The organism is Streptomyces abyssalis, assembly GCF_001751365.1.
In the GTDB taxonomy this organism is placed as follows: domain Bacteria; phylum Actinomycetota; class Actinomycetes; order Streptomycetales; family Streptomycetaceae; genus Streptomyces; species Streptomyces abyssalis.
Genome location: NZ_LJGT01000041.1, coordinates 1,282,848 through 1,304,624, shown reverse-complemented (window position 1 = coordinate 1,304,624; position 21,777 = coordinate 1,282,848). Strand labels below are relative to the sequence as shown.

Below are 21,777 nucleotides of genomic sequence, written 5' to 3'. Positions count from 1 at the left end.
TCAGACTCAGGCGTCGGCCGAGAGCCGGGCGACGGCGTCCGCCACCGTCAGCTCCTCACGCCGGCCGCTGCGGCGGTCCTTCAGCTCGACCAGACCGTCCTTGGCGCCCCGGCCCACGACCAGGATCGAGGGCACGCCGATCAGCTCGGCATCGGTGAACTTCACACCGGGCGAGACGCCTGCACGGTCGTCCACGATCACGCGCACACCGGCGGCGCCGAGCTTCTCCGCGACGTCGACGGCGAGTTCGGTCTGCAGGGCCTTCCCCGCGGCCACGACGTGGACGTCCGCCGGGGCGATCTCCCGGGGCCAGCACAGCCCCTGCTCGTCCGCGGTCTGCTCGGCCAGAGCCGCCACCGCGCGCGTCACGCCGATGCCGTACGAGCCCATGGTCACGCGAACGGGCTTGCCGTCCTGGCCCAGCACGTCCAGCTCGAAGGCGTCCGCGTACTTGCGGCCGAGCTGGAAGATGTGGCCGATTTCGATCGCCCTGTCGAGCACGATGCCCGAACCGCACTGCGGGCAGGGGTCGCCGGCCTCGACGACGACCACGTCGAGATAGTCGTCGACCTCGAAGTCGCGGCCGCACACCACGTGACGCGCGTGCTTGTCGGGCTTGTTGGCACCGGTGACCCACTCCGTGCCGGGGGCGACGCGAGGGTCGGCGATGTAGCGGAAGGCCTTGCCCGCCATGCCGTTCTGCGGGCCGACGTAGCCGCGTACGAGGTCGGGCCTGTCCGTGAAGTCGTCGGCGGTGACCAACTCCACCTCGGCGGGGGCGAGATGCTCGGCGAGCTTGCCGAGGTCCACGTCGCGGTTCCCGGGGACGCCGACGGCCGCGATCTCACCGTCGATCTTCACCAGCAGGTTCTTCAGCGTGGCCGAGGCGGGGACGCCCAGGTGCTCCGCGAGGGTCTCGATGGTCGGGGTGTCCGGGGTGTCGAGCTCCTCCACCGCGGGGTGGTCCGCGTCCGCGGCGGGCTGGACGGCGACCGACAGTGCCTCCGTGTTGGCCGCGAACCCGCAGGAGGGGCACTGCGCGTAGGTGTCCTCGCCGGCGGCGGCCGGTGCGAGGAACTCCTCCGAGGCCGAGCCGCCCATGGCGCCGGAGACCGCGGAGACGATGCGGTAGTCGAGCCCGAGGCGCTCGAAGATGCGCTGGTATGCCTCGCGCTCGCGCGCGTAGGACTCGGCCAGGCCCTCGTCGCTCACGTCGAAGGAGTAGGCGTCCTTCATCGTGAACTCACGCCCGCGCAGGATTCCCGAGCGGGGACGCGCCTCGTCCCGGTACTTGGTCTGGATCTGGTAGAGCGTCACCGGCAGGTCCTTGTAGGACGTGCACTGGTCCTTGACGACCTGGGTGAAGATCTCCTCGTGCGTGGGCCCCAGCAGATAACCCGCGCCCTTGCGGTCCTCCAGGCGGAAGAGCAGATCGCCGTACTCCGTGTAGCGCCCGGAGATCTCGTAGGGCTCCTTGGGCAGCAGCGCGGGAAGGAGCACCTCCTGGGCGCCGATGGCGTCCATCTCCTCGCGTACGACCCGGGTGACGTTCTCCAGCACCTGCAGGCCCAGGGGCAGCCATGTCCAGATCCCGGCCGCCGCACGGCGCACGTATCCGGCACGCACCAGCAGCTTGTGGCTGACGGTCTCGGCATCGGCCGGGTCGTCGCGCAGTGTCTTCAGCATCGACCGGGACAAACGCTGGACTCGGGCTGCCATGGAATTCTCCGTGCGGTGGTTGAAAGCAGTCGAAACAACTGGGGAGGAGACTATCCGGCCCCGTGCACGGCACGGAAATGCGATTCCCCCGCCCCCGCAGATCCGCCGCGCCGCTCAGGGCCGGACCCCGCGCCGCTCAGGATCTGCGCAGCGGCAGCCACGCCCCCATCACGGCGTACGGACTCGGCGCACTCGGGAAGTGCACGTTGCGGGCCAGGTCCCGGTAGCCGAGGCGGTGGTAGAGGGAGCGGGCCGGGCTGTCGGTGTCGATCGCGGAGAGCAGCGAACGCGGCTGCCCGGCGGCGTCGGTGAGCATGGTGATCAGGCGGCGGCCGAGGCCGCGGCGCTGGTGGAGCGGCAGGACGTGGAGTTCGGTGATGACGAAGGAGTTGTCCAGCCAGTCCTCGAAGCCGGCGGCGCGCAGCGGGCCCGTGACGACGGTGGACCACCACTGCGTACGGTCGTTGGGCATTCCGTAGACGAAACCGACCAGCCGCCCCTCTGGCGTGCGCGCCCCGAGCGCCATCGCGCCCGGTGATTTCAGATGGCGCAGCACGATGTGCCGCCGCACTCCGATCTCGTCGTCGCTCAGCCCGAAGGCGACGGCCTGCACGGCGAGGGCGTCGTCCACGTTCGCTTCCAGGTCCAGCGGTGCGACGAGGGGCTCGCGGGGGTCCTGGGGTGGCCCCCCGGCAGAATGCAGCATGCCCGGGAGGCTACTAGCACCCACGGGGGCGGCAGCCCGCCGTGGTGCCCGCGACCTGGCGCAGGGCTCAGAACAGCACGCTCATGAAGGACCCGACCTCGCGGAAGCCCACACGCCGGTACGAGGCGCGCGCGGCGTGGTTGAAGTCGTTGACGTAGAGGCTGACCAGCGGTGCGACCTCGTTGATCGCGTAGCGCAGCACCGCCGCCATGCCGGACACGGACAGGCCCTCGCCGCGGCGCTCGGGAGTGACCCAGACGCCCTGGATCTGGCAGGCGTGTGGCGTGGCCGCGCCGATCTCGGCCTTGAAGACGATCCGGCGGTTCTCGACGCGGGCGAAGGAGCGGCCGGAGCCGACGAGTTCGGCGACCCGGGACTGGTAGACCAGCCCGCCGTCGCCGGCGAGCGGCGAGACCCCGACCTCCTCGGTGAACATCTCCACGCAGGCCGGCAGCACGAGTTCCATCTCGTCCTTGCGGATGCGGCGCACCAGCGGGTCCGGCCGTACGTCGTGCGGGATCTCTCGCGTGACCATGAGGGGCTGACGGGGCCGGACCTCGCGGGCGGGACCCCAGTGCGGTTCCAGATACGACCACAGGGCGGCCGTGGACTCCGACGGGCCGACGATCGAGGAGCAGCGACGCCCCTGCCGGCGCGCCCGTTCGGCGAAGGCCCGCACGGCTTCCGGCTCCGCGCACAGCGGTACGAGGTTGGCGCCGGCGTAGCAGAGGGAGACGAGCCGCCCCCTCTGGTACCAGCCCCACATCTCGCCGCCCAGGCGCAGCGCGTCGAGGCCGGCGTTGCGCACCCGGGATGCGATGAAGGCGTTGTTGACCGGCTCGCGGTCCAGCACCGCGAGGACGTCGTCGAGTTCGGCCGGCTCGACAACCCTGGTGGAGGTGGTGGTCAACAAAGTGTCGGCTGCCTCACCGTGATGTGGCCCCGGGGACGGAAGCGATGGGGAGCGGGCGCTCTTCCGACTGTACCCCGCACGGGCTGGGCGTACCTCCGGCCCCGTCGCCAGGGGCAACGGGGCCGGACTCGTACGTACGCGGTCCGCCGCGGCGGTGGACCGGACGGTCAGCCGCTGACGGCGACCTGCGGTTCGCCCGATGCGACGCCGTCCGCCTCCATCTTCTCCGCGATCTTCATCGCCTCGTCGATCAGCGTCTCGACGATCTTGGACTCCGGGACGGTCTTGATGACCTCGCCCTTGACGAAGATCTGTCCCTTGCCGTTGCCGGAGGCGACGCCGAGGTCGGCCTCGCGGGCCTCGCCCGGGCCGTTGACGACGCATCCCATGACGGCGACCCGCAGCGGGACCTCCATGCCCTCCAGGCCGGCGGTCACCTCGTCGGCCAGCTTGTAGACGTCCACCTGGGCCCGGCCGCAGGACGGGCAGGAGACGATCTCCAGGCGGCGCTGGCGCAGGCCGAGCGACTCCAGGATGGAGATCCCGACCTTGCACTCCTCGGCGGGCGGCGCCGACAGCGAGACCCGGATCGTGTCGCCGATGCCCTCCGACAGCAGCGCCCCGAAGGCGACAGAGGACTTGATCGTGCCCTGGAAGGAGGGACCCGCCTCGGTGACGCCGAGGTGCAGCGGATAGTCGCACTGCGCGGCGAGCTGCCGGTAGGCGTTGATCATGACGACGGGGTCGTTGTGCTTGACCGAGATCTTGATGTCGCGGAAGCCGTGCTCCTCGAACAGGGAGCACTCCCACAAGGCCGACTCGACGAGTGCCTCCGGGGTGGCCTTCCCGTACTTCTGCAGCAGCCGCTTGTCGAGTGAGCCGGCGTTGACGCCGATACGGATCGGGGTGCCGGCGGAGGAGGCCGCCCGGGCGATCTCCTTGACCTTGTCGTCGAACTGCTTGATGTTGCCGGGGTTGACGCGGACGGCGGCGCAGCCCGCGTCGATCGCGGCGAACACGTACTTCGGCTGGAAGTGGATGTCGGCGATCACGGGGATCTGCGACTTGGCGGCGATGGTGGCCAGCGCGTCGGCGTCGTCCTGCGTGGGGCAGGCCACTCGCACGATCTGGCAGCCGGACGCGGTCAGCTCGGCGATCTGCTGGAGCGTCGAGCCGATGTCGGCAGTGCGGGTCGTGGTCATCGACTGTACGGAGACCGGTGCGTCGCCGCCGACAGCCACCGGACCCACCTGGATCTGCCGGCTCTTGCGGCGGTCGGTCAGCTTGGTCGGTACGTCCGGCATTCCGAGCGAAATCGCTGTCGCTGTCATCAGGCGTGCAACCCCAAGGTATGGATCGAGAAGTCCCGATAGATCGACGGGCTCCAGGCCCCGAGATTACGGCACCGTCACCCGTACGAGCACATCCCTCTCCCGGTAACCGGCGGAAGCGTACATACCGGGCAAAAACCCGCCCGGATGACACGGGCCGCCGTCTTCGGGGCAGGGGCCGCCGGCCGGTGCGGCGGCCCCGTACGGCTATCCCGCGAGTCTCACCGGGTTGACCACATCGGCGACCAGCACGAGCAGCGTGAAGCAGATGAAGATCCCCGCGACGACGTACGCGACCGGCATCAGCTTCGCCACGTCGAAGGGACCGGGGTCGGGTCGTCGGAAGACCTTGGCGAAGGCCCGCCGCACCGACTCCCACAGGGCGCCCGCGATGTGGCCGCCGTCCAGCGGCAGCAGCGGCAGCATGTTGAAGAGGAACAGCGACAGGTTGAAGCCCGCGACGAGGAAGAGCATCGTCGCCACCCGCTGCGTCGGCGGGATGTCGAGCGAGAAGACCTCGCCGCCGACCCGGGCCGCGCCGACGACGCCCATCGGGGAGTCCTGCTTGCGCTCGCCGCCGTCGAACGCCGCGTTCCAGAGGTCGGGGACCTTGGAGGGCAGTGCGACCAGGGCCTCCACGCCCTGGACCATCATGTCGCTCATCCGGTCGACGGACTGCGGGAAGGTCTGCGGGATCACGCCGCTCGCCGGGGTGAAGCCGAGGAAGCCGGCCGTGACGTACTCGCCCTCGACATAGCCGCCGCGGCCGTCGGACTTGGCGACCTTGTTCGGGATCAGGTCGGCCTGGAGCGTCTTGCGGTCGCCGTCGCGCTGCACGGTGATGGTGGCGGGTCCGGTGGTGTCACGGATCGCCTGCTGGAGGGTGCCCCATTCTTTGACGGGCCTGCCGTCGAAGGCCACGATCTTGTCGCCGGGCAGCATGCCCGCCGCCTTCGCCGGCGAGTCCTTGGCGCCCGCAGGGCACTTGTCGGACTTCGCCGAGGCAGGGATCACACACTTGGAGACGGAGGAGACGGTGGTGGTCTGGGTGTTGATGCCGAAGGACATCAGTACGACCAGGAAGATCACGACGGCGAGGATCAGGTTCATGAACGGCCCGGCGAACATGACGATGACGCGCTTCCAGGGCGCTCGCGTGTAGAAGAGCCGCTTCTCGTCGCCGGGCTTCAGCTCCTCGAAGGCGGCCGCCCGGGCGTCCTCGATCATGCCGCGGAACGGAGAGGTCGAACGCTTGCGCAGCGTCCCGTCCTCGCTGGGCGGGAACATGCCGATCATGCGGATGTAGCCGCCGAGGGGCACCGCCTTCAGGCCGTACTCCGTGTCCCCCTTGCGACGCGAGAAGATCGTCGGGCCGAAGCCCACCATGTACTGCGGTACGCGGATGCCGAACATCTTCGCCGTCGACAGGTGCCCCAGCTCGTGCCAGGCGATGGAGAAGAGCAGACCGACGATGAAGACGACTATGCCCAGAATCGTCATGAAGGTCGTCATGCGCGGGCCTCCGCTGCTGCCGTCGCCATTTCACGGGCGCGCCTGCGCGCCCAGGTCTCCGCGTCGAGGACATCGTCCAGCGTCAACGCCGCCGCGCTGGGGGTCCCGTGCTCCTCGACCACAGCGGCAACCGTATCCACGATGCCGGGGAACGGCAGCCTTCCGTTCAAGAACGCCTCGACGCACTCCTCGTTCGCGGCGTTGTAGACGGCCGGCGCGGTGCCACCCGAGCGGCCGACCTGGAAGGCGAGCGGCACGGCTGGGAACGCCTCGGCCTCCAGCGGGAAGAAGTCCCACGACATCGCACGCGACCAGTCGAAGACCGGCCCGGCGTCCGGAACCCGCTCCGGCCATCCGATGCCGAGAGCGATCGGCAGCCGCATGTCCGGCGGGCCGCACTGGGCCATCGTCGAGCCGTCGGTGAACTCCACCATCGAGTGCACGGCCGACTGCGGGTGCACGACGACCTCGATCCGCTCGAAGGGGACGCCGTAGAGGAGATGAGCCTCGATGACCTCCAGGCCCTTGTTGACGAGAGTCGCCGAGTTGACGGTGATGACCGGGCCCATGTCCCAGGTCGGATGTGCCAGCGCCTCCTTGGGCGTCACGTCGGCCAGTCCGGCCTTGCCGCGACCCCGGAACGGGCCCCCCGATGCGGTGATCAGCAGCTTGCGCACCTCCGCGTGCGTGCCGCTCATCAGGGCCTGGAAGAGCGCCGAGTGCTCGGAGTCCACGGGGACGATCTGGCCGGGGGCGGCCAGCTCCCTCACCAGCGGACCGCCGACGATCAGCGACTCCTTGTTGGCCAGGGCCAGCATCCGGCCCGCCTCCAGCGCCGCGAGTGTCGGCGCCAGCCCGATGGAGCCCGTGATGCCGTTGAGCACCGTGTGGCACTCGCTCGCCGCCAGTTCCGTCGCCGCGTCCGGCCCGGCGAGCACCTCGGGAATCGGCTCCCCCGGCCCGTACTCGGCGCGCAGCGCCTGGCGCACCAGCCCGACCTTGTCCTCACGGGCGACGGCGACGGTCCGCACCTGGAGCCGGTGCGCCTGCCCGGCCAGCAGCTCCAGCCGGCTTCCCGCGGCGGACAGCCCGGTGACCCGGAACCGGCCGGGATTGGCCAGTACGACATCGACTGCCTGGGTGCCGATGGAGCCGGTCGATCCGAGGATCACGATGTCGCGCGGCCCTTCCGGCACACTCGGCGGGCCGGCGGACCGCAGGTGCGGATCAGCGAGGGATTCGGTCATGAACCCATTCTGACGGCTCCTCGGACCGCCGCGTCCACCGCCTCCGCCCCGGCGTCCGTCAGGCGCGCGCACCCGCCGCGGGCGCCCGGCGCGTGTGAGCCCGCCGGGCGCCCGCCCCCTCCCGCGCCGGAGCGGCGGTGCGCCGGGTGGGGAAGGCGGACCAGGGTGCCGAAGGCGTCAGGTGATCCGCCTGTGCACGTTCTTCTTGGCCGAGGGGCCGGGGACGGCGTCCGAGATCCACGGCCCCGCGGACGAGGGGTCGATGATGCCCTCCTCCAGCCAGGTGTACGCACCGTCGAGGATGCCGCTGACGACCTTGCGGTCCAGGTCGTCGGTGTTGTGCCAGAGCCGGTCGAACAGCTCCTCCACCCGCACCTTCGCCTGCCTGCAGAAGACGTCGGCCAGCTGGTACGGCGCCCTGCCGTCGGGCCCGCTGCTCAGGGCGTCGCGCCGGAGCTTCTCCGCCCGTACGCACGCCGCGCTCATCGCGAACAGCTCCGCGCCGATGTCCACGATGCGCCCGAGGAAGCCCTGCTTGGTCTCCATGCGTCCCTGCCACCGCGACATGGCGTAGAACGTGGAACGGGCGAGCTTGCGCGAGGTGCGCTCCACGTAGCGCAGATGCGCGGCCAGTTCGCCGAAGTCGGCGTAGGTCCCCGGCAACTGGCCCGGGCCCGCGACGAGTTTGGGCAGCCAGCGGGCGTAGAAACCGCCGGCGGCCATGGCGGCGCGGCGCTTGTCGGAGAGCGTCTTGTCCGGGTCGATCAGGTCGCCCGCCACCGCCAGGTGGGCGTCGACGGCCTCCCGGGCGATGAGGAGATGCATGATCTCCGTCGAGCCCTCGAAGATGCGGTTGATCCGCAGATCGCGCAGCAACTGCTCCGCGGGGACGCCGCGCTCGCCGCGCGCCGCGAGCGACTCGGCGGTCTCGTAGCCCCGTCCGCCGCGGATCTGGACCAGCTCGTCGGCCATGAGCCACGCCATCTCACTGCCGTACAGCTTGGCCAGCGCGGCCTCGATACGGATGTCGTTGCGCTCTTCGTCGGCCATCTGGCTGGAGAGGTCGAGGACGGCCTCCAGCGCGAAGGTCGTCGCCGCGATGAAGGACATCTTGCTGCCGACGGCCTCGTGCTTGGCGACCGGACGTCCCCACTGCACCCGTGCCTCGCCCCACTCACGGGCCACCTTGAGGCACCACTTGCCGGCGCCGACGCAGGTCGCGGGCAGCGAGAGCCGTCCGGTGTTGAGGGTGGTGAGCGCGATCTTGAGCCCGTCGCCCTCCCTGCCGATGCGGTTGGCCGCCGGGACGCGGACCTGGTGGAGACGGGTGACGCCGTTCTCCAGGCCGCGCAGGCCCATGAAGGTGTTGCGGTTCTCGACGGTGATGCCCTCGGAGCCGCCCTCGACGACGAAGGCCGTGATGCCGCCCTTGCGGCCGTCGGACTTCGGCACGCGGGCCATGACGACGAGCAGGTCGGCGACGACGCCGTTGGTGGTCCACAGCTTCACGCCGTCGAGGACGTAGTCGTCGCCGTCGGGCACCGCGGTGGTCGCCAGCCGCGCCGGGTCCGAGCCGACGTCGGGCTCCGTGAGCAGGAAGGCGGAGATGTCCGTACGGGCGCAGCGCGGCAGGAAGGTGTCCTTCTGCTCCTGCGTGCCGAACATCTTCAGCGGCTGCGGCACCCCGATCGACTGGTGGGCGGAGAGCAGCGCTCCGACGGCTGGGCTGGCGCTGCTGATCATGGCCAGCGCCTTGTTGTAGTAGACCTGCGTGAGGCCGAGGCCGCCGTATTCGGGGCCGACCTTCATGCCGAGCGCACCGATGTCCTTCAGCCCCGTGACGACCTCGTCGGGGATGCGGTCCTCGCGCTCGATCCGGGAGCCGTCGATCGTCGTCTCGCAGAAGTCGCGCAGCTTGGTGAGGAACTCCTCGCCGCGCCGTACGTCCTCGGCGGGAGGTTCCGGGTGGGGGTGGATCAGATCCAGCCGGAACCGGCCCAGGAACATTTCCTTGGCGAAGCTGGGCTTGCGCCAGTCCTGTTCGCGTGCGGCCTCGGCTACTTCTCGGGCTTCGCGCTCGGAGACAGTCATCTCACTCATCCCGCCGCGTGGTAGGTACAGGGCCATCAGCAGTCGGGCCGTGCGGCGCCCTGTGACGCCGCGCACTACCGGCCGGTGCTACTCGCTCGTATGTACCCGATTCATCCGATGCGTACCAGGGTCCGGGCACGAGGTTCGCGGCGCGGGCGGGATCGCCCGGCGTGCGCGCTCCTCCGCGCACTCGGGGCGGCGGCCGCCCCCGGCTCAGGGGACCGCGCGGAAGTGGGTCGTCAGGCGGCCCTCGTCGTCGTGGACGTGGAACGCGAGCATCGGCGGCAGGGCGTAGTCGATCGGCCCGTCCTGCTCGCCCTCCCACGGCATCTTCAGGGTGGAGACCACTCCGGGGGCGGCGACGAGCGGCAGGCCGGCGAAGGACGTGACGGCAGGTGTGTGGCTGTGGCCGCAAAGCAGCGCCGTCACGTGCGTGCCCGTCCAGTACGGCCGCGAGCCGGTCCTCCCCGAACTGCCGGATGGGGTCGACGTACTGGCCGTGCAGCGGCAGCGGCGGATGGTGAAAGCAGACGAAGCAGGGCCTGTCCCGTGGCGCACCGGCCAGTGCGGCGTCGAGCCACGCGAGGGTCGCGTCGTCCAGCCGTCCCTCGCCCCGGCCCGGGATGCTGCTGTCGCACATCGCGAAGGTGGCGCCGGGCAGTACGTGGAGCTGGTTGACCGGTGAGTGGTCGGAGGGGTCGCCGCCGAGCAGCGCGTGCCTGTAGGGGCCGCGTACGTCGTGGTTGCCGGGGCAGTGCAGCGGCGTGTGCCGGGAGGCGCCGAGCAGCTTCGCGGCCTCCTCGTACTCCTGGGGTGTGCCGTGGTCGGTGACGTCGCCGGTGAGGATCACCGCGTCCAGCTCGCCGGGCAGCGCGTCCAGGTAGCGCAGCACTCGCTCCGCGCGCTCCCGCGCGCGGACGCCCCCGTCACCGCGGTCCTGCCCGATGTGCACGTCGCTGAGGTGTGCGAAGACGAACAACTCTGCTCACTCTCTCCGGTGACCGGGCCAACTGCCCCTGACGGGCGCCGGCATGGTGCACCCGCGGAACGAACGGACCGGTCGGACGGTCGTCTTCGCCGGGGACCTCGCCGGCATCCGGGCGGGAGCGGCAGCACGGGCGGTCGCCGCGGCACGCGTCGCGAGCCACGGCGACCGCCCTCATGTCCCGGCGATTGCGGACGCGCGGGAGCCCGCTACAGCTCCAGGCCCGTCAGCACCATCACGCGCTCGTAGGTGTAGTCCTCCATCGCGAAGCGGACGCCCTCGCGGCCCACGCCCGACTGCTTCGCGCCGCCGTAGGGCATCTGGTCGGCGCGGTAGGACGGGACGTCGCCGACGATGACGCCGCCCATCTCCAGCGCACGGTGGGCACGGAACGCGGCCTGGATGTCGTGCGTGAACAGGCCTGCCTGGAGGCCGTACTTGGAGTCGTTGGCCACCGCGAAGGCCTCCTCCTCGCTGTCGACCTTCGTGAGCGACATGACCGGCCCGAAGACCTCCTCGCAGCCGATCTGGGTGTCCGCGGGGACGTTCTCCAGCACCGTCGGCGCGTACGTGGCGCCCTCGCGCTCGCCACCCGTGAGGAGCTTCGCTCCGCGCGAGACGGCCTCCTCGACCCAGGATTCGACGCGCTTGGCGGCGTCCTCGCTCACCAGCGGTCCGACGTCGGTGGCCGGGTCGGACGGGTCACCGGTGCGCAGTGCCTCGATCGCGGTGACGACCTTGGGCACCAGCCGGTCGTAGACGGAGGAGTCGGCGATGACGCGCTGTACGGAGATGCAGGACTGGCCGCCCTGGTAGTTGGAGAAGGTGGCGATTCGCTGGGCCGCCCAGTCCAGGTCCTCCTCGGAGGAGAAGTCGCCCAGCACGACCGCGGCGCCGTTGCCGCCGAGCTCCAGCGTGACGCGCTTGCGCGGGGCCGAGTCGAGGATGGACCAGCCGACGGGCGCGGAACCGGTGAAGGAGATGATCGGCAGCCGCTCGTCCTGGACCAGCCCGGGCATCCGGTCGTTCGGCACGGGAAGCACGGACCACGAGCCCGCCGGAAGGTCCGTCTCCGCGAGCAGCTCACCGATCAGCAGCCCCGACAGGGGCGTGGCCGGTGCGGGCTTGAGGATGATCGGAGTGCCGACGGCGAGCGCCGGCGCGACCTTGTGGGCACACAGGTTGAGCGGGAAGTTGAAGGGCGCGATGCCGAGCACCGGTCCGTACGGGAAGCGCCGGGTGTAGGCCAGACGTCCCGTGCCGCCGGCGTCGGAGTCCAGCCGCTGCGCCTCGCCGCCGTTGAAGCGGCGGGCCTCGTCGGCCGCCCAGCGGAAGACGGAGACGCAGCGGCCGACCTCGCCGCGCGCCCACTTCATGGGCTTGCCGTTCTCCGCCGAGATCAGCGCGGCGATCTCCTCGGAGCGCTCGCGCACGCGGTTCGTGACGTGGTCGAGGGCTGCGGCGCGTACGTGCGCGGGGGTCGCGGAGAACTCGTCCGCGACGGCGGCAGCGGCGGCCACGGCCTCCTCGACCTGGGCCGCGGTGGGAAGGCTGATGCTTCCGACGAGCCGTCCGTCCCAGGGCGAGGTGACATCGAGCGTGGCGTCGCCGGTGGCCTCACGGCCGGCGAGCCAGAACGCGTGCGGGGAAGTCGCTGTCGTCACTGCGGAGCCGCCCTTCGGAATTCGCGGGATGAATGAATGCACGGGAGATGACGCGCGAGAGACGACGAGTGCCGTGACGGCCGCAACTGGTGCCGGGCCGCACTCGTCGGCTCTTCTGCCAACGGTAGGGCCTGCGAAGACCCGGGTTTCTTGTCCGGCGCGTAGCAGTCACCGCTCGGCACACACCGGTTTGGCATGGAGACCCGGGCGGTGACGCTGCCCCGTTCCGCGCCGGTGCCCGTCAGCCTGTCGCCTTCAGGGCCAGCCACAGCTCCATGCGTACGTCCGGATCGTCCAGGGAGCGCCCGAGGATCTCCTCGACGCGGCGCATCCGGTAACGCAGCGTGTGCCGGTGCACGCCCAGGTCGGCTGCGGCCGCGTCCCACTGGCCGTGCCGCGAGAGCCAGGCACGCAGCGACGCGACGAGATCGCCCCTGCCGTGCGCGTCGTGATCGCGGAGCGAACGCAGCAGACCGTCGGCGAAGGCCCGTACGGCGTCGTCTGCGAGGAGCGGCAGCACCGAGCCCGCGGCCACGTCCTCGTGCTCGACGAGCGGAGCACCGCGGCGGCGCGCGACCGACAGCGCCTGGTCGGCCTGCTTGAAGGCGACGGCGGCCGCCGCGAGCCCGGCCGGCGCCGAGACCCCGATGACGAGGGCCTCCTCGGGGACGGATGACGACGGAGCGCCGCCCGCCTGGCCGGAGACGCCGGGGCCGGCGGCCGCCACCGCCTCGGCACAGGCCGACGCGTACTGCGCGCACGCCGCGACCGCGGCACCGCCGTCGGAGGCGAGCACGACGAGACGGCTGCCGTCCGGCACGACGAGGACCGCCTCGCCGTTGCGCGCGGCGGCTGTCTCGACGAGGTCGGCGAGCTGTTCGAGCGGCCCGGGCAGATCCTCGGCGAGGCCGTCCGGGACCGGCACCGGCACGTCCGAGGCCTCCGTGACCGTCACGACCGGCAGGTTGCCGCCCGCCGCGCCTCCCCCGGACGCCGTGCCGGAGCCGCCGCCCGCCGGGCCGCGTCCGTTCACCGGGGCGGCGGCCTGAACGGCCTGCCCCGCCTGCCCGTTCGCACGCCCACGTGACGAGGGACCGGTCGCCGGCTCGGCCACCAGGACGCGCATCGGAGCGTCCAGCAGCCCGCCGTACAGGCGTCCGGCGACGGCACGCGCGTGGTCGGCCTCGCCGGAGAGCAGCATTCTCATCACCGCTGCGCCGAGGCGCTGTTCGGCCTCCTGAAGCGCCCTCGACCGCTCCATCGTCAGAGTCAGCAGCGCGATCGCCGAGTGCACGGCATAGCGCTCGGCCGTGCCGAGCGGAGCTGCCGTACCGACCGCGAGCACGGCCTTCGCGCGCCGCCCGCTGCCGACCGACTGGAGCTCGACGCGGTCGTCACCTGCGTCCGATCCGCTGACCACGGCACTGGCCGGTGCCGGACGGTCACGCAGCCGCTCGGCGTCCGCGACGAAGCGGGCGGCCCGCCGCACGGCCCACGCCGGCGCGGTGGCGACCATGGCGCCGGAGGCGTCGTACAACGCCGCCCAACCGGCCACCTCCGAGGCGAGTTTGGTGAGCAGGGCCGCTGGGCCCTCCTGCGACAGGGCCGCCCGGGTCATCTCGCGCTGCGCCTCGAAACCGGCAGTGACGGTGCGGTACTGCTCGGCGGCTATGGCGGCGGAGACCGCCTTGCTGATGGCGATGAACGGCGTACGGCGCGGCACTTCGAGCAGGGGCAGCCCGGCCTCGCGGCACGCCTCGACGAGGGCGTCAGGCACCTTCTCGTAGTTGACCCCCGCGGCGAAGCCCAGTCCGACCACGCCCTTGTCGGTCAGCCGGCCCACGTAGGCACGCATGGCCTCCGGGTCCTCGGCGTCCAGCTTCAGGGCCGTGACGAGCAGCAGTTCGCCGCCGTCCAGATACGGAGTCGGGTCCGCCAGCTCGCTCGCGTGCGCCCAGCGCACATCGGTGTCCAGCCTGTCCTGCCCTGTGAGCACGGCCAGCCTGAGTGAGGAGTGCTGTACGAGCGAGGCGAGAGTGGGTGGCATAACAAGCCTCACCGTACAGGCGCCCGGCTCATTTCGGTCATTCCCGGAACCATTCCCCCGCTCACTCGCCCAGCTCCGCCAGGATCGGCGGCGTCCGCTTCCCACGGACCGTGGTCAGCGACAACACAGCGTGTCCGGGCGGCAGATCGTTGGCGAGGTCGGAGGCGGACCAGCGCTCGCGCTGGACCGTCCGCACCGTCACGGACTCGGCGGTGACGTGCCTGCCCGTGGCGAGCCTGCGCACCGCGTGCACCACCTTGGTGAGCGGTTCGTCGGAGACGAGCTGGCGGTTGGTCACGTCGCGGGTCTCGACCCACTCGGTGCCCCAGACCTCCGCGAAGTGCTCGGCGTCCCACGGGGTCACGCCCGCGCACACCATCCGGCAGCCGACGGCGCCCAGCAGGGGGCCGCGCAGCTGCGCCGGTACGTCGTCCAGCGCCCGCAGCGTGAGCAGGACGCCGCCGTGCGCGGAGCGGACCCGCTGCAGGCCGCGCAGTGCCTGCGGGGTGACGGTCTGGGCCGCGTCGTCGAGGACGAGGCCGGCGAAGAGCGACTGGTCCTCGCGTGCGGCCGCGCACTCGGTGAACTGGGCCAGCACCAGCCGCGCGAGGATCCGCGACGCCTCCGCATGGCCCCGCTCGGGCAGATCGATGCGGACACGGAGCGGCTTCTCCAAGGCGCGCAGCGAGAACGGCCGGGGCGACGGCGCTCCGGCGCTGCCGTCGCCTGACGGGCCGTCCGCGCCCGCAGGCACGAAGAAGCCGGAGAACGCGGGCCTGTCCAGCAGCGCGATGCGGTCCGCGAGAAGCGCCGGGGCGTCGCCGGCGCGGCCCGACTGCCGTCCGTACGCCTCCAGTTCGCGAAGCTGAGCCGCCAGCCCGGCGTCGTCGAGAGCCGTGCGCAGCCCGTCGAACGCCGAGTCGGAGCCGTCCAGCAGCTCACGCAGCTCCGGTACGGCGGGGAAGCGGCCGTGCACCGCGCGGAAGGGGCCGATGAGCTGTGCCAGCGCCGTCGCGGCGCGGCGGCTGTCGCCGCCGGGGAGCGCCTCGGTCAGGTCTCCGACGAGCGCTTCCGCGAGCATGCCGGCGGCCTCGTCGGGGTCGTCCGTACCGCCGTAGAGGTCCAGGTCGTGCGAGGAGCCGGGGTGGCCGATCCGCACCACGACGTCGAAGGACTCGTCAGGCGCGAGCCGTTCACCGTGTGCCGTCACCGCCACGACGGCGGCCTGCCCGGCGAGTGCCTGCAGACAGAGGGACTCGGCCACGGGACGCGCGAGGCGCGTGGTCTTCCCCGAGCCGGGCGGCCCGACGGCGAGCGCCGAGGTGCCCAGCAGCGACGGCTCCAGGGCCACGCCGGCGCCGCGGTAGCCCAGCGGATTCCGCTCGCTGTCCGCGGCGGTACCGATGCGGACCTGACCCACGCTCAGGTCATGCCGGGCGGACCGGCCTTGTGGGAGGTCACGGCGGCCCGACGGATGCACGCAGGCTCCCGCCCCGTTCGCGAGGACGGTCTCGACGAAGGCGGAGAGCCGGCCCGGCCGCGTACGTACGGACTCCCAGGCCCGGCGGATGCGGGCGTGGTCGACGTCGTTCATGCGGCCGTCGCGCACTTCGGAGGCGAGCATGTCGGCGGCGCGTCCGGCCCCGTGCGCGCGCAGATCCGGCCACTCGACGGGATCGGACTGCGCAGGCGGTGCCGGGACGGGCGCGGGGTCCGCGGCGTCGTGCCGTTCCTTCGCGGGGCGTCGGGGGCTCCTGCCGGAGAGGCGTGCCCATGCGCGGCGGGCCAGCTCCGGCCAGTGGCCCAGCCGTCCGAAGACGACGGCGAGGGCGGCGATGATGAGGGCGTAATAGATAAGGGCCACGACGTCAGCGATTGCAGTCCCGTCCTGCTTCCAGGTCGCCCCTGGAGCCAAGACCTCCAACGGCCACAGCCAGTAGCGGCCCAGGTAGCCGTTGTAGAGCAACGACCAGATCAGCCAGGCGATGAGGAACGAGACCAGCGCACCGCCGAGCAGCTGACGCGTGGGGACCCGGTCCGGGTCCCGGGGTGGCAGCGGCCGGTAGCCGTACCGCCAGATGCCCGGCTCGGCCTCGGGGCGCGGGGCTCGCAGCCAGTCGGCGAGCCGGGAGCCCGGCCGCGGCGGGTGTGCCGGCTTGGGGGGCCGTGCCGGCGAGCCGGGGGGCGCCTGCTCCACGGGAGGCGGACCCGGCGCCTCCCGGTCGTGCGCGCTCCCTTGCCGGGGCAGCGCGGCCCCGGACTGCTCCCCCTGCGAACCCTGTGCGCTGTCCGCACGCTGCCCCCGGTGCGGAGACTCCATGTCCATGTACTGCCTCTACCCTTGCCCGGCCTCGACTCCCCCGGCCTCCGGGCCGGGGTTCCCGCACGCTGCGCTCCAGCTCCCCCGTCCCAATCTAGCCGCCGGAGGAGGGAGTTGACCCGTCGAGGGCGCACGGCAGGCCGCCGTGACCGTCACGTACGGCCGGTTACCGGACCTCCGTGCCTATAGCCGTGACGGCCAACACGACACGGGTACTTCTCCGCACCGGTGCATGTGCCGCCCTCGTCCAGGCCTCTAGCCTGCGAAGGACGTGCAGACCCCTTCGTCCTGAGAGAGAGCGCTATGAGCACGATGACGGAAATGTCCGGTGGCCCTGCCCTCCCCCAGGAGCGCCGGGTCGTCACCTCCGTCCCGGGGCCGAAGTCCCAGGAGCTGATGGCCCGCAAGCAGGCCGCGGTGGCCGACGGCATCGGCACCGTGATGCCCGTCTTCGCCGAGCGCGCGGGCGGCGGCGTCCTCGAGGACGTCGACGGCAACTCCTTCATCGACTTCGGTTCCGGAATCGCCGTGACCGGCGTCGGCAACAGCGCCGAAGCGGTGGTGCGGCGAGCGAGCGCGCAGCTCGCCCGGTACACCCACACCTGTGTGATGGTGACGCCGTACGAGCCGTACGTGGAGGTCTGCGAGGAGCTCGCCCGGCTCACCCCCGGCGACCACGCCAAGAAGAGCGCGCTGTTCAACTCCGGCGCCGAGGCCGTGGAGAACGCCGTCAAGATCGCTCGGGCGTACACCAAGCGTCAGGCCGTCGTCGTCTTCGACCACGGCTACCACGGCCGTACGAACCTCACGATGGCGCTGACCTCGAAGAACATGCCGTACAAGCACAGCTTCGGCCCGTTCGCCCCCGAGGTCTACCGGGTGCCCGTCGCCTACCCGTTCCGCTGGCTGACCGGCCCCGAGAACTGCGCCGAGGAGGCCGCGGCCCAGGCCATCGACCAGATCGGCAAGCAGGTCGGCGCGGAGAACGTCGCGGCGATCCTGATCGAGCCGGTGCTCGGCGAGGGCGGCTTCATCGAGCCCGCGAAGGGCTTCCTGCCGCGGCTCGCGCAGTTCGCGAAGGACAACGGGATCGTCTTCGTCGCGGACGAGATCCAGTCCGGGTTCTGCCGTACGGGCCAGTGGTTCGCCTGCGAGGACGAAGGCATCGTCCCGGACCTGATCACCACCGCGAAGGGCATCGCCGGCGGGATGCCGCTGGCGGCGGTCACCGGCCGCGCCGAGATGATGGACGCGCCGCACGTCGGCGGCCTCGGCGGCACCTACGGCGGGAACCCGGTGGCCTGCGCCGCCGCACTCGGCTCCATCGAGACGATGCGCGAGCTGGACCTGCCCGCCAGGGCGAAGCGCATCGAGGAGGTCATGAAGCCGCGGCTGCGGAAGCTGGCCGAGCAGTACGACGTCATCGGGGACGTGCGGGGCCGCGGCGCCATGCTGGCGATCGAGCTCGTCAAGCCCGGCGGCAAGGAGCCGGACCCGCAGGTCACCGCAGCGCTCGCGAAGGCCTGCCACCAGAACGGACTGCTGGTGCTGACCACGGGCACGTACGGCAACGTGATGCGTTTCCTGCCCCCCATGGTGATCGGCGAGGACCTGCTCGAGGAGGGCCTGGACGTGCTGGAAGGCGCCCTCGCGGGTCTGTGAGGCACGGTGCGGAAACCGTTCGGCGTGAAGAATGTGTGCGAGGCCGATGGCCGGTACGTAATCCGGCTGTCCGGCCCCGCTGACCTGCCGTACGGTTTCGGTATCCGGGTACTTCGGAACTCCACTCCGGACTCCCGGCCCGAGCCCGTCTCTCCCCAAGACAGGCCGGGTAGTGCCCTGGCGCACGCTCCTCACCGATCGGGGGACCGCTCGCTCCACACCCCCCGGGGCGCGCGGAATGCCGGTCGATACGGCCGCTCCGGAACTCTCCCCCCTGTTCCGGGGCGGTCGGTTCTTCATTTCACCCTCTGCGCGCTGTGCTGCGTGCTCTTCGCCCTCATCACCTGGCAGGTCGCCGTCGACGGGCCCCTCGCCGGGCTGGACGTACGGCTGGGCGACACGCTGCGGCGCACCTCCCCGCCCGCCGCCGTGGCCGAACTCTTCGCGGACCTGGGCAACTTGGCCGTCGCGCTGCCGGTGCTCGCCGCGGCAATGACGTACGCGGTGGTGACGGGCGGCGGGCGCGAGGGGCAAGGCGCGCGCCGCTGGCTGCCGCCGGTGTGCGCGGCTCTCGCGCTGGTGCTGACCGGTGTGGCGGTCACGCTCGTCAAGGTGTGGCTGGGAAGGCCCGGCCCGCCCGGCGGCACCAACTACTACCCGTCGGGCCACACCGCCACGGCGGCCGTCGCTTTCGGCGGTGCCGCGCTGCTCTTCTCACTGACGGCCCGGCGGCCCCCGTACTGGCCGCTGCCCGCCACCGCCGCGCTGCTCACCCTGGCGTGCAGCGCGGGCCTGGTGTGGCGCGGCTACCACTGGCCGCTGGACGTGGTGGCCAGCTGGTGCCTGAGCTGGGTGGTGCTGACGGGGGCGGTAGCGGTGACCCTGCGGGGGCTGGGCCGGTCCCCGGCCCCGCCGCCGTAGTCTTCGCCGTCGCCGGCTTCGGCGGGGGCCGTACGCGGAGGAGCCGTACGCGGAGGAGCCGTACGCCGGACCGGAGGACCCCGGCCACGGGGGGGGACAGGCCGGGGCGGGAGGGCCCGGTCCGGCGTACGGGGTGAGGGGGCGCGGTCAGCGCGTCAGGCCGCGTAGCCCTTCGGCGGGATGAGGGTCGCGAGCTGGTCGAACGTGAGCCAGTAGATCTGGTTGCCGGAGAAGGAGGCGGGGTCGGCTATCAGCACGGACCTGTTGGCGTCGTCGTAGCCGATGACGGTGAAGTAGTGGTAGATCGTCTGGTCCGGCGGGTAGCCGGGAGGCTGGTTGCCGGGCGGCGCGACGATGTTGGTGACGAGCGGGAGGTTCCCGTCGATGCCCCCGACGATGTCCTGCCACAGCAGGTCCTTCTGCTCCTGCGACGGCGGATCGTCGGGCATGTACTTCGACTCGTAGTCGCTGCCGCCGAGATTGGCGTTGAGCACGCCGGTGATCTGGCTGATGTCGTCGGTGCCGTTCTCGGTGGTACCGAGCTGGGCCGCCAGCTCCGTCTGGCTGGGCGGTCCGATGCGCGCTGAGAGCGCGATACGGGTCGCCGCGGGGCCGCACCAGTAGCCGGTCTCCTGAACCTGGTACTCCACTTCGAGCGTCTTGGAGGCCTTGGTCTCGCTCGCCTCCGTGTGCGCCGAGGCGCCGTCACGGCTGACCTCGACCGGGGGTGCCGACGCTCCAGGCCCGGCGGCGATCCGCGACACCGAGGCCCCGTGTGACTCGCCGGCGATCGCCGCTCCGGGTGCGGCCAGCAGTCCCGTGGCCGTCAGAGCCACCGTCACCGCCACGGCTCTGGCTCTCGATCTGCACCTGATGCTCATTCAGCTGCTCCTCAGTGGGGGGTGGTTGAGGGGAGCATGCCATCAGGGCGGTACCCGGGGGCAGAGGTCTACACATGTTTCAGCGGCCCCACCAGTGACGACGCGTCACGCGGGCGGCTCGGCGCGACAGCCGGACTCCGGCGCCCCGCCCTGACCGCGGCCGCCGCTCTCCTGGGCCCGCGGCGCCGGCGGCGAGGCCACGCCCGCACCCCTGAACGGCCGTGGAGGCGGCAGAGCAGCGGCCGCTGGACACGGTGGGACCGCGCGCGGGAACGTCCGGACCGGTCGGCCGCGGGGACGTCAACCGATGCGAGGCTGCGTCGAGTTGCCCGTTACGCCCGGCCGCGGTCAGCTGTCGAAGCCCATGCCCGTCGCGTCCATCGCCTTGAGCCACAGGTTGCGGCGCCCGCCTCGCGCGTCGGCGCGGGCGAGGGACCACTGGGTCAGGGCGATGCCCGCCCACCGCACCGGCTCGGGCGGGAACGGCAGCGGCTTCTTGCGCACCAGTTCCAGCTCCGTACGCTCCGTGGACTCGCCGCCGAGCAGGTCGAGCATGACCTCGGCGCCGAAGCGGGTCGCGCCCACGCCGAGGCCCGTGTAACCGGCGGCGTAGGCGACCCGTCCGTCGTGCGCCGTGCCGAAGAACGGCGAGAAACGTGAGCACGTGTCGATCACCCCGCCCCAGGTGTGGCTGAAGCTCAGCCCTCTCAACTGCGGGAAGGTGTCGAAGAAATGGCCGGCCAGCTTGCGGAAGGTCTCGGGCCGCTGGTCGTACTCCGCGTCGATCCTGCTGCCGTAGTGGTAGAGAACGTCGTAGCCGCCCCACAGGATGCGGTCGTCGGCGGTCAGCCGGAAGTAGTGGAAGTGGTTGGCGCTGTCCGCCAGCCCTTGCCGCCCCTGCCAGCCCACGGCGGCCCGTTGACGCTCGCTCAGCGGCTCGGTCATCAGCGCGTAGTCGTAGACGGGGACGATGTACGGGCGCAGGCGCCGGAGCAGCGACGGAAAGGCGTTCGTCGCGAGGGCGGCCCGCCGGGCCCGGACGCGGCCGTAGGGAGTGCCCACGGTCACCGCGTCGGCGTCGGCGGTCAGGCCGCGCGCAGGCGTGTACTCATAGATGCGCACGCCTGCCGCCTCGCAGGCGCGCTTGAGCCCCCATGCGAGCTTCGCCGGGTTGAGCATGGCGACGCTGTGGCGGAACCAGAGGCCGGCGAGGAAGGCGGGCGAGTCGACCTGTTCGCGTACGGCGGCTCCGTCCAGGAAGGTCACGCGGTCGCCGAGGCCGTGCCGCCGGGCCTGCTCCGCGGCCTCACGGAGCTCCGCCACCTGGTGCGGCTCGGTCGCCACCTCGATCTCGCCGGTGCGTTCGAAGTCGCAGTCGATGGCGTGGCGTCGCACGGCCTCGCCGATGGCGTCGAGGTTCGCCATGCCCAGGCGTTCCAGCGTCTCGATCTCACCGGGCCAGCGGGCGAGCCCGTTCCCGAAGCCGTGGGTGAGGGAGGAGTCGCAGAATCCGCCGTTACGGCCGGACGCGGCCCAGCCGGTCTCCTTTCCCTCCAGGAGCACCACGTCGCGGGACGGGTCGCGCTCCTTCGCGATGAGCGCCGTCCACAGGCCGCTGTAACCGCCGCCGACGACGAGCAGGTCGCACTTCGTCTCGCCGGCGAGGGCGGGCAGCGCGTCGGGGCGGTGCGCGGGGTCGTCCAGCCAGAACGGAACGGGCCGAGCGCCGGACAGCGACCGTACGGCTTCGGACTCCCGCTCCCCGGCGCCGGGTCCGG

14 protein-coding genes and 1 pseudogene are annotated in these 21,777 nt (G+C 71.8%); 2 read left to right on the top strand and 13 right to left on the bottom strand.

From position 1 onward, the window contains the following. Window positions 1-6: 6 nt before the first annotated feature. The 11 genes and pseudogenes from AN215_RS26475 to AN215_RS26425 all read right to left on the bottom strand — a co-directional run bounded on the left by AN215_RS26475 (window position 7) and on the right by AN215_RS26425 (window position 16,541). A complete protein-coding gene (locus tag AN215_RS26475) occupies window positions 7-1,719 on the bottom strand; it encodes a proline--tRNA ligase (RefSeq protein ID WP_070010672.1) in 1,713 nt (570 codons plus the stop codon). 136 nt (window positions 1,720-1,855) lie between these two features. Next, window positions 1,856-2,425, bottom strand: a complete 570-nt coding sequence (locus AN215_RS26470) for a GNAT family N-acetyltransferase (RefSeq protein ID WP_070010673.1) — start codon at window positions 2,423-2,425, stop codon at window positions 1,856-1,858. Window positions 2,426-2,492: 67 nt separating this feature from the next. Further along, window positions 2,493-3,338, bottom strand: a complete 846-nt coding sequence (locus AN215_RS26465; RefSeq protein WP_070010674.1) for a GNAT family N-acetyltransferase — start codon at window positions 3,336-3,338, stop codon at window positions 2,493-2,495. A 167-nt stretch (window positions 3,339-3,505) separates the two neighbouring features. Then, window positions 3,506-4,669, bottom strand: coding sequence for a flavodoxin-dependent (E)-4-hydroxy-3-methylbut-2-enyl-diphosphate synthase (gene ispG, locus AN215_RS26460; protein WP_070010675.1), 1,164 nt, complete (start codon window positions 4,667-4,669; stop codon window positions 3,506-3,508). A 207-nt stretch (window positions 4,670-4,876) separates the two neighbouring features. Next, window positions 4,877-6,181, bottom strand: a complete 1,305-nt coding sequence (locus AN215_RS26455; RefSeq protein ID WP_070010676.1) for a M50 family metallopeptidase — start codon at window positions 6,179-6,181, stop codon at window positions 4,877-4,879. Further along, window positions 6,178-7,428, bottom strand: a complete 1,251-nt coding sequence (dxr, locus tag AN215_RS26450; protein WP_171904288.1) for a 1-deoxy-D-xylulose-5-phosphate reductoisomerase — start codon at window positions 7,426-7,428, stop codon at window positions 6,178-6,180. Before dxr ends, AN215_RS26455 begins: the two co-directional genes overlap by 4 nt. A 177-nt stretch (window positions 7,429-7,605) precedes the next feature. Further along, a complete protein-coding gene (locus AN215_RS26445) occupies window positions 7,606-9,519 on the bottom strand; it encodes an acyl-CoA dehydrogenase family protein (RefSeq protein ID WP_070010677.1) in 1,914 nt (637 codons plus the stop codon). Window positions 9,520-9,732: 213 nt separating this feature from the next. Further along, window positions 9,733-10,498: pseudogene (locus AN215_RS30920) on the bottom strand (metallophosphoesterase). A 215-nt stretch (window positions 10,499-10,713) separates the two neighbouring features. Then, on the bottom strand, window positions 10,714-12,168 hold the full coding sequence (locus AN215_RS26435; RefSeq protein ID WP_070010678.1) for an aldehyde dehydrogenase family protein: 1,455 nt from the start codon (window positions 12,166-12,168) through the stop codon (window positions 10,714-10,716). A 241-nt stretch (window positions 12,169-12,409) separates the two neighbouring features. Continuing rightward, complete coding sequence (locus AN215_RS26430; RefSeq protein WP_070031260.1) at window positions 12,410-14,215, bottom strand: PucR family transcriptional regulator; 1,806 nt, start codon at window positions 14,213-14,215, stop codon at window positions 12,410-12,412. 61 nt (window positions 14,216-14,276) lie between these two features. After that, entirely contained in the window at window positions 14,277-16,541 is a 2,265-nt protein-coding gene (locus tag AN215_RS26425) for a type IV secretory system conjugative DNA transfer family protein (protein ID WP_070010679.1), read from the bottom strand. 306 nt (window positions 16,542-16,847) lie between these two features. Here AN215_RS26425 and gabT point away from each other — a divergent pair, with 306 nt between their 5' ends. Both gabT and AN215_RS26415 read left to right on the top strand, forming a co-directional pair. Further along, complete coding sequence (gabT, locus tag AN215_RS26420; protein ID WP_070011310.1) at window positions 16,848-18,197, top strand: 4-aminobutyrate--2-oxoglutarate transaminase; 1,350 nt, start codon at window positions 16,848-16,850, stop codon at window positions 18,195-18,197. A gap of 324 nt (window positions 18,198-18,521) precedes the next feature. Further along, window positions 18,522-19,118, top strand: coding sequence for a phosphatase PAP2 family protein (locus AN215_RS26415; RefSeq protein WP_107374469.1), 597 nt, complete (start codon window positions 18,522-18,524; stop codon window positions 19,116-19,118). 155 nt (window positions 19,119-19,273) lie between these two features. On the opposite strand, the gene AN215_RS26410 is transcribed toward AN215_RS26415, so the two are convergent. Further along, complete coding sequence (locus AN215_RS26410) at window positions 19,274-19,999, bottom strand: C39 family peptidase (RefSeq protein ID WP_070010680.1); 726 nt, start codon at window positions 19,997-19,999, stop codon at window positions 19,274-19,276. A gap of 348 nt (window positions 20,000-20,347) precedes the next feature. Continuing rightward, on the bottom strand, window positions 20,348-21,733 hold the full coding sequence (locus AN215_RS26405) for an NAD(P)/FAD-dependent oxidoreductase (RefSeq protein ID WP_070011312.1): 1,386 nt from the start codon (window positions 21,731-21,733) through the stop codon (window positions 20,348-20,350). Window positions 21,734-21,777: the final 44 nt, after the last annotated feature.

Excerpts from the sequence above, each read along its gene's own strand:
- AN215_RS26475 (WP_070010672.1), bottom strand. The coding sequence starts at position 1,719 with ATGGCAGCCCGAGTCCAGCGTTTGTCCCGGTCGATGCTGAAGACACTG.
- AN215_RS26470 (WP_070010673.1), bottom strand. The coding sequence starts at position 2,425 with ATGCTGCATTCTGCCGGGGGGCCACCCCAGGACCCCCGCGAGCCCCTC.
- ispG (WP_070010675.1), bottom strand. The coding sequence starts at position 4,669 with ATGACAGCGACAGCGATTTCGCTCGGAATGCCGGACGTACCGACCAAG.
- AN215_RS26455 (WP_070010676.1), bottom strand. The coding sequence starts at position 6,181 with ATGACGACCTTCATGACGATTCTGGGCATAGTCGTCTTCATCGTCGGT.
- dxr (WP_171904288.1), bottom strand. The coding sequence starts at position 7,428 with ATGACCGAATCCCTCGCTGATCCGCACCTGCGGTCCGCCGGCCCGCCG.
- AN215_RS26445 (WP_070010677.1), bottom strand. The coding sequence starts at position 9,519 with ATGACTGTCTCCGAGCGCGAAGCCCGAGAAGTAGCCGAGGCCGCACGC.
- AN215_RS26430 (WP_070031260.1), bottom strand. The coding sequence starts at position 14,215 with ATGCCACCCACTCTCGCCTCGCTCGTACAGCACTCCTCACTCAGGCTG.
- AN215_RS26425 (WP_070010679.1), bottom strand. The coding sequence starts at position 16,541 with ATGGACATGGAGTCTCCGCACCGGGGGCAGCGTGCGGACAGCGCACAG.
- gabT (WP_070011310.1), top strand. The coding sequence starts at position 16,848 with ATGACGGAAATGTCCGGTGGCCCTGCCCTCCCCCAGGAGCGCCGGGTC.
- AN215_RS26410 (WP_070010680.1), bottom strand. The coding sequence starts at position 19,999 with ATGAGCATCAGGTGCAGATCGAGAGCCAGAGCCGTGGCGGTGACGGTG.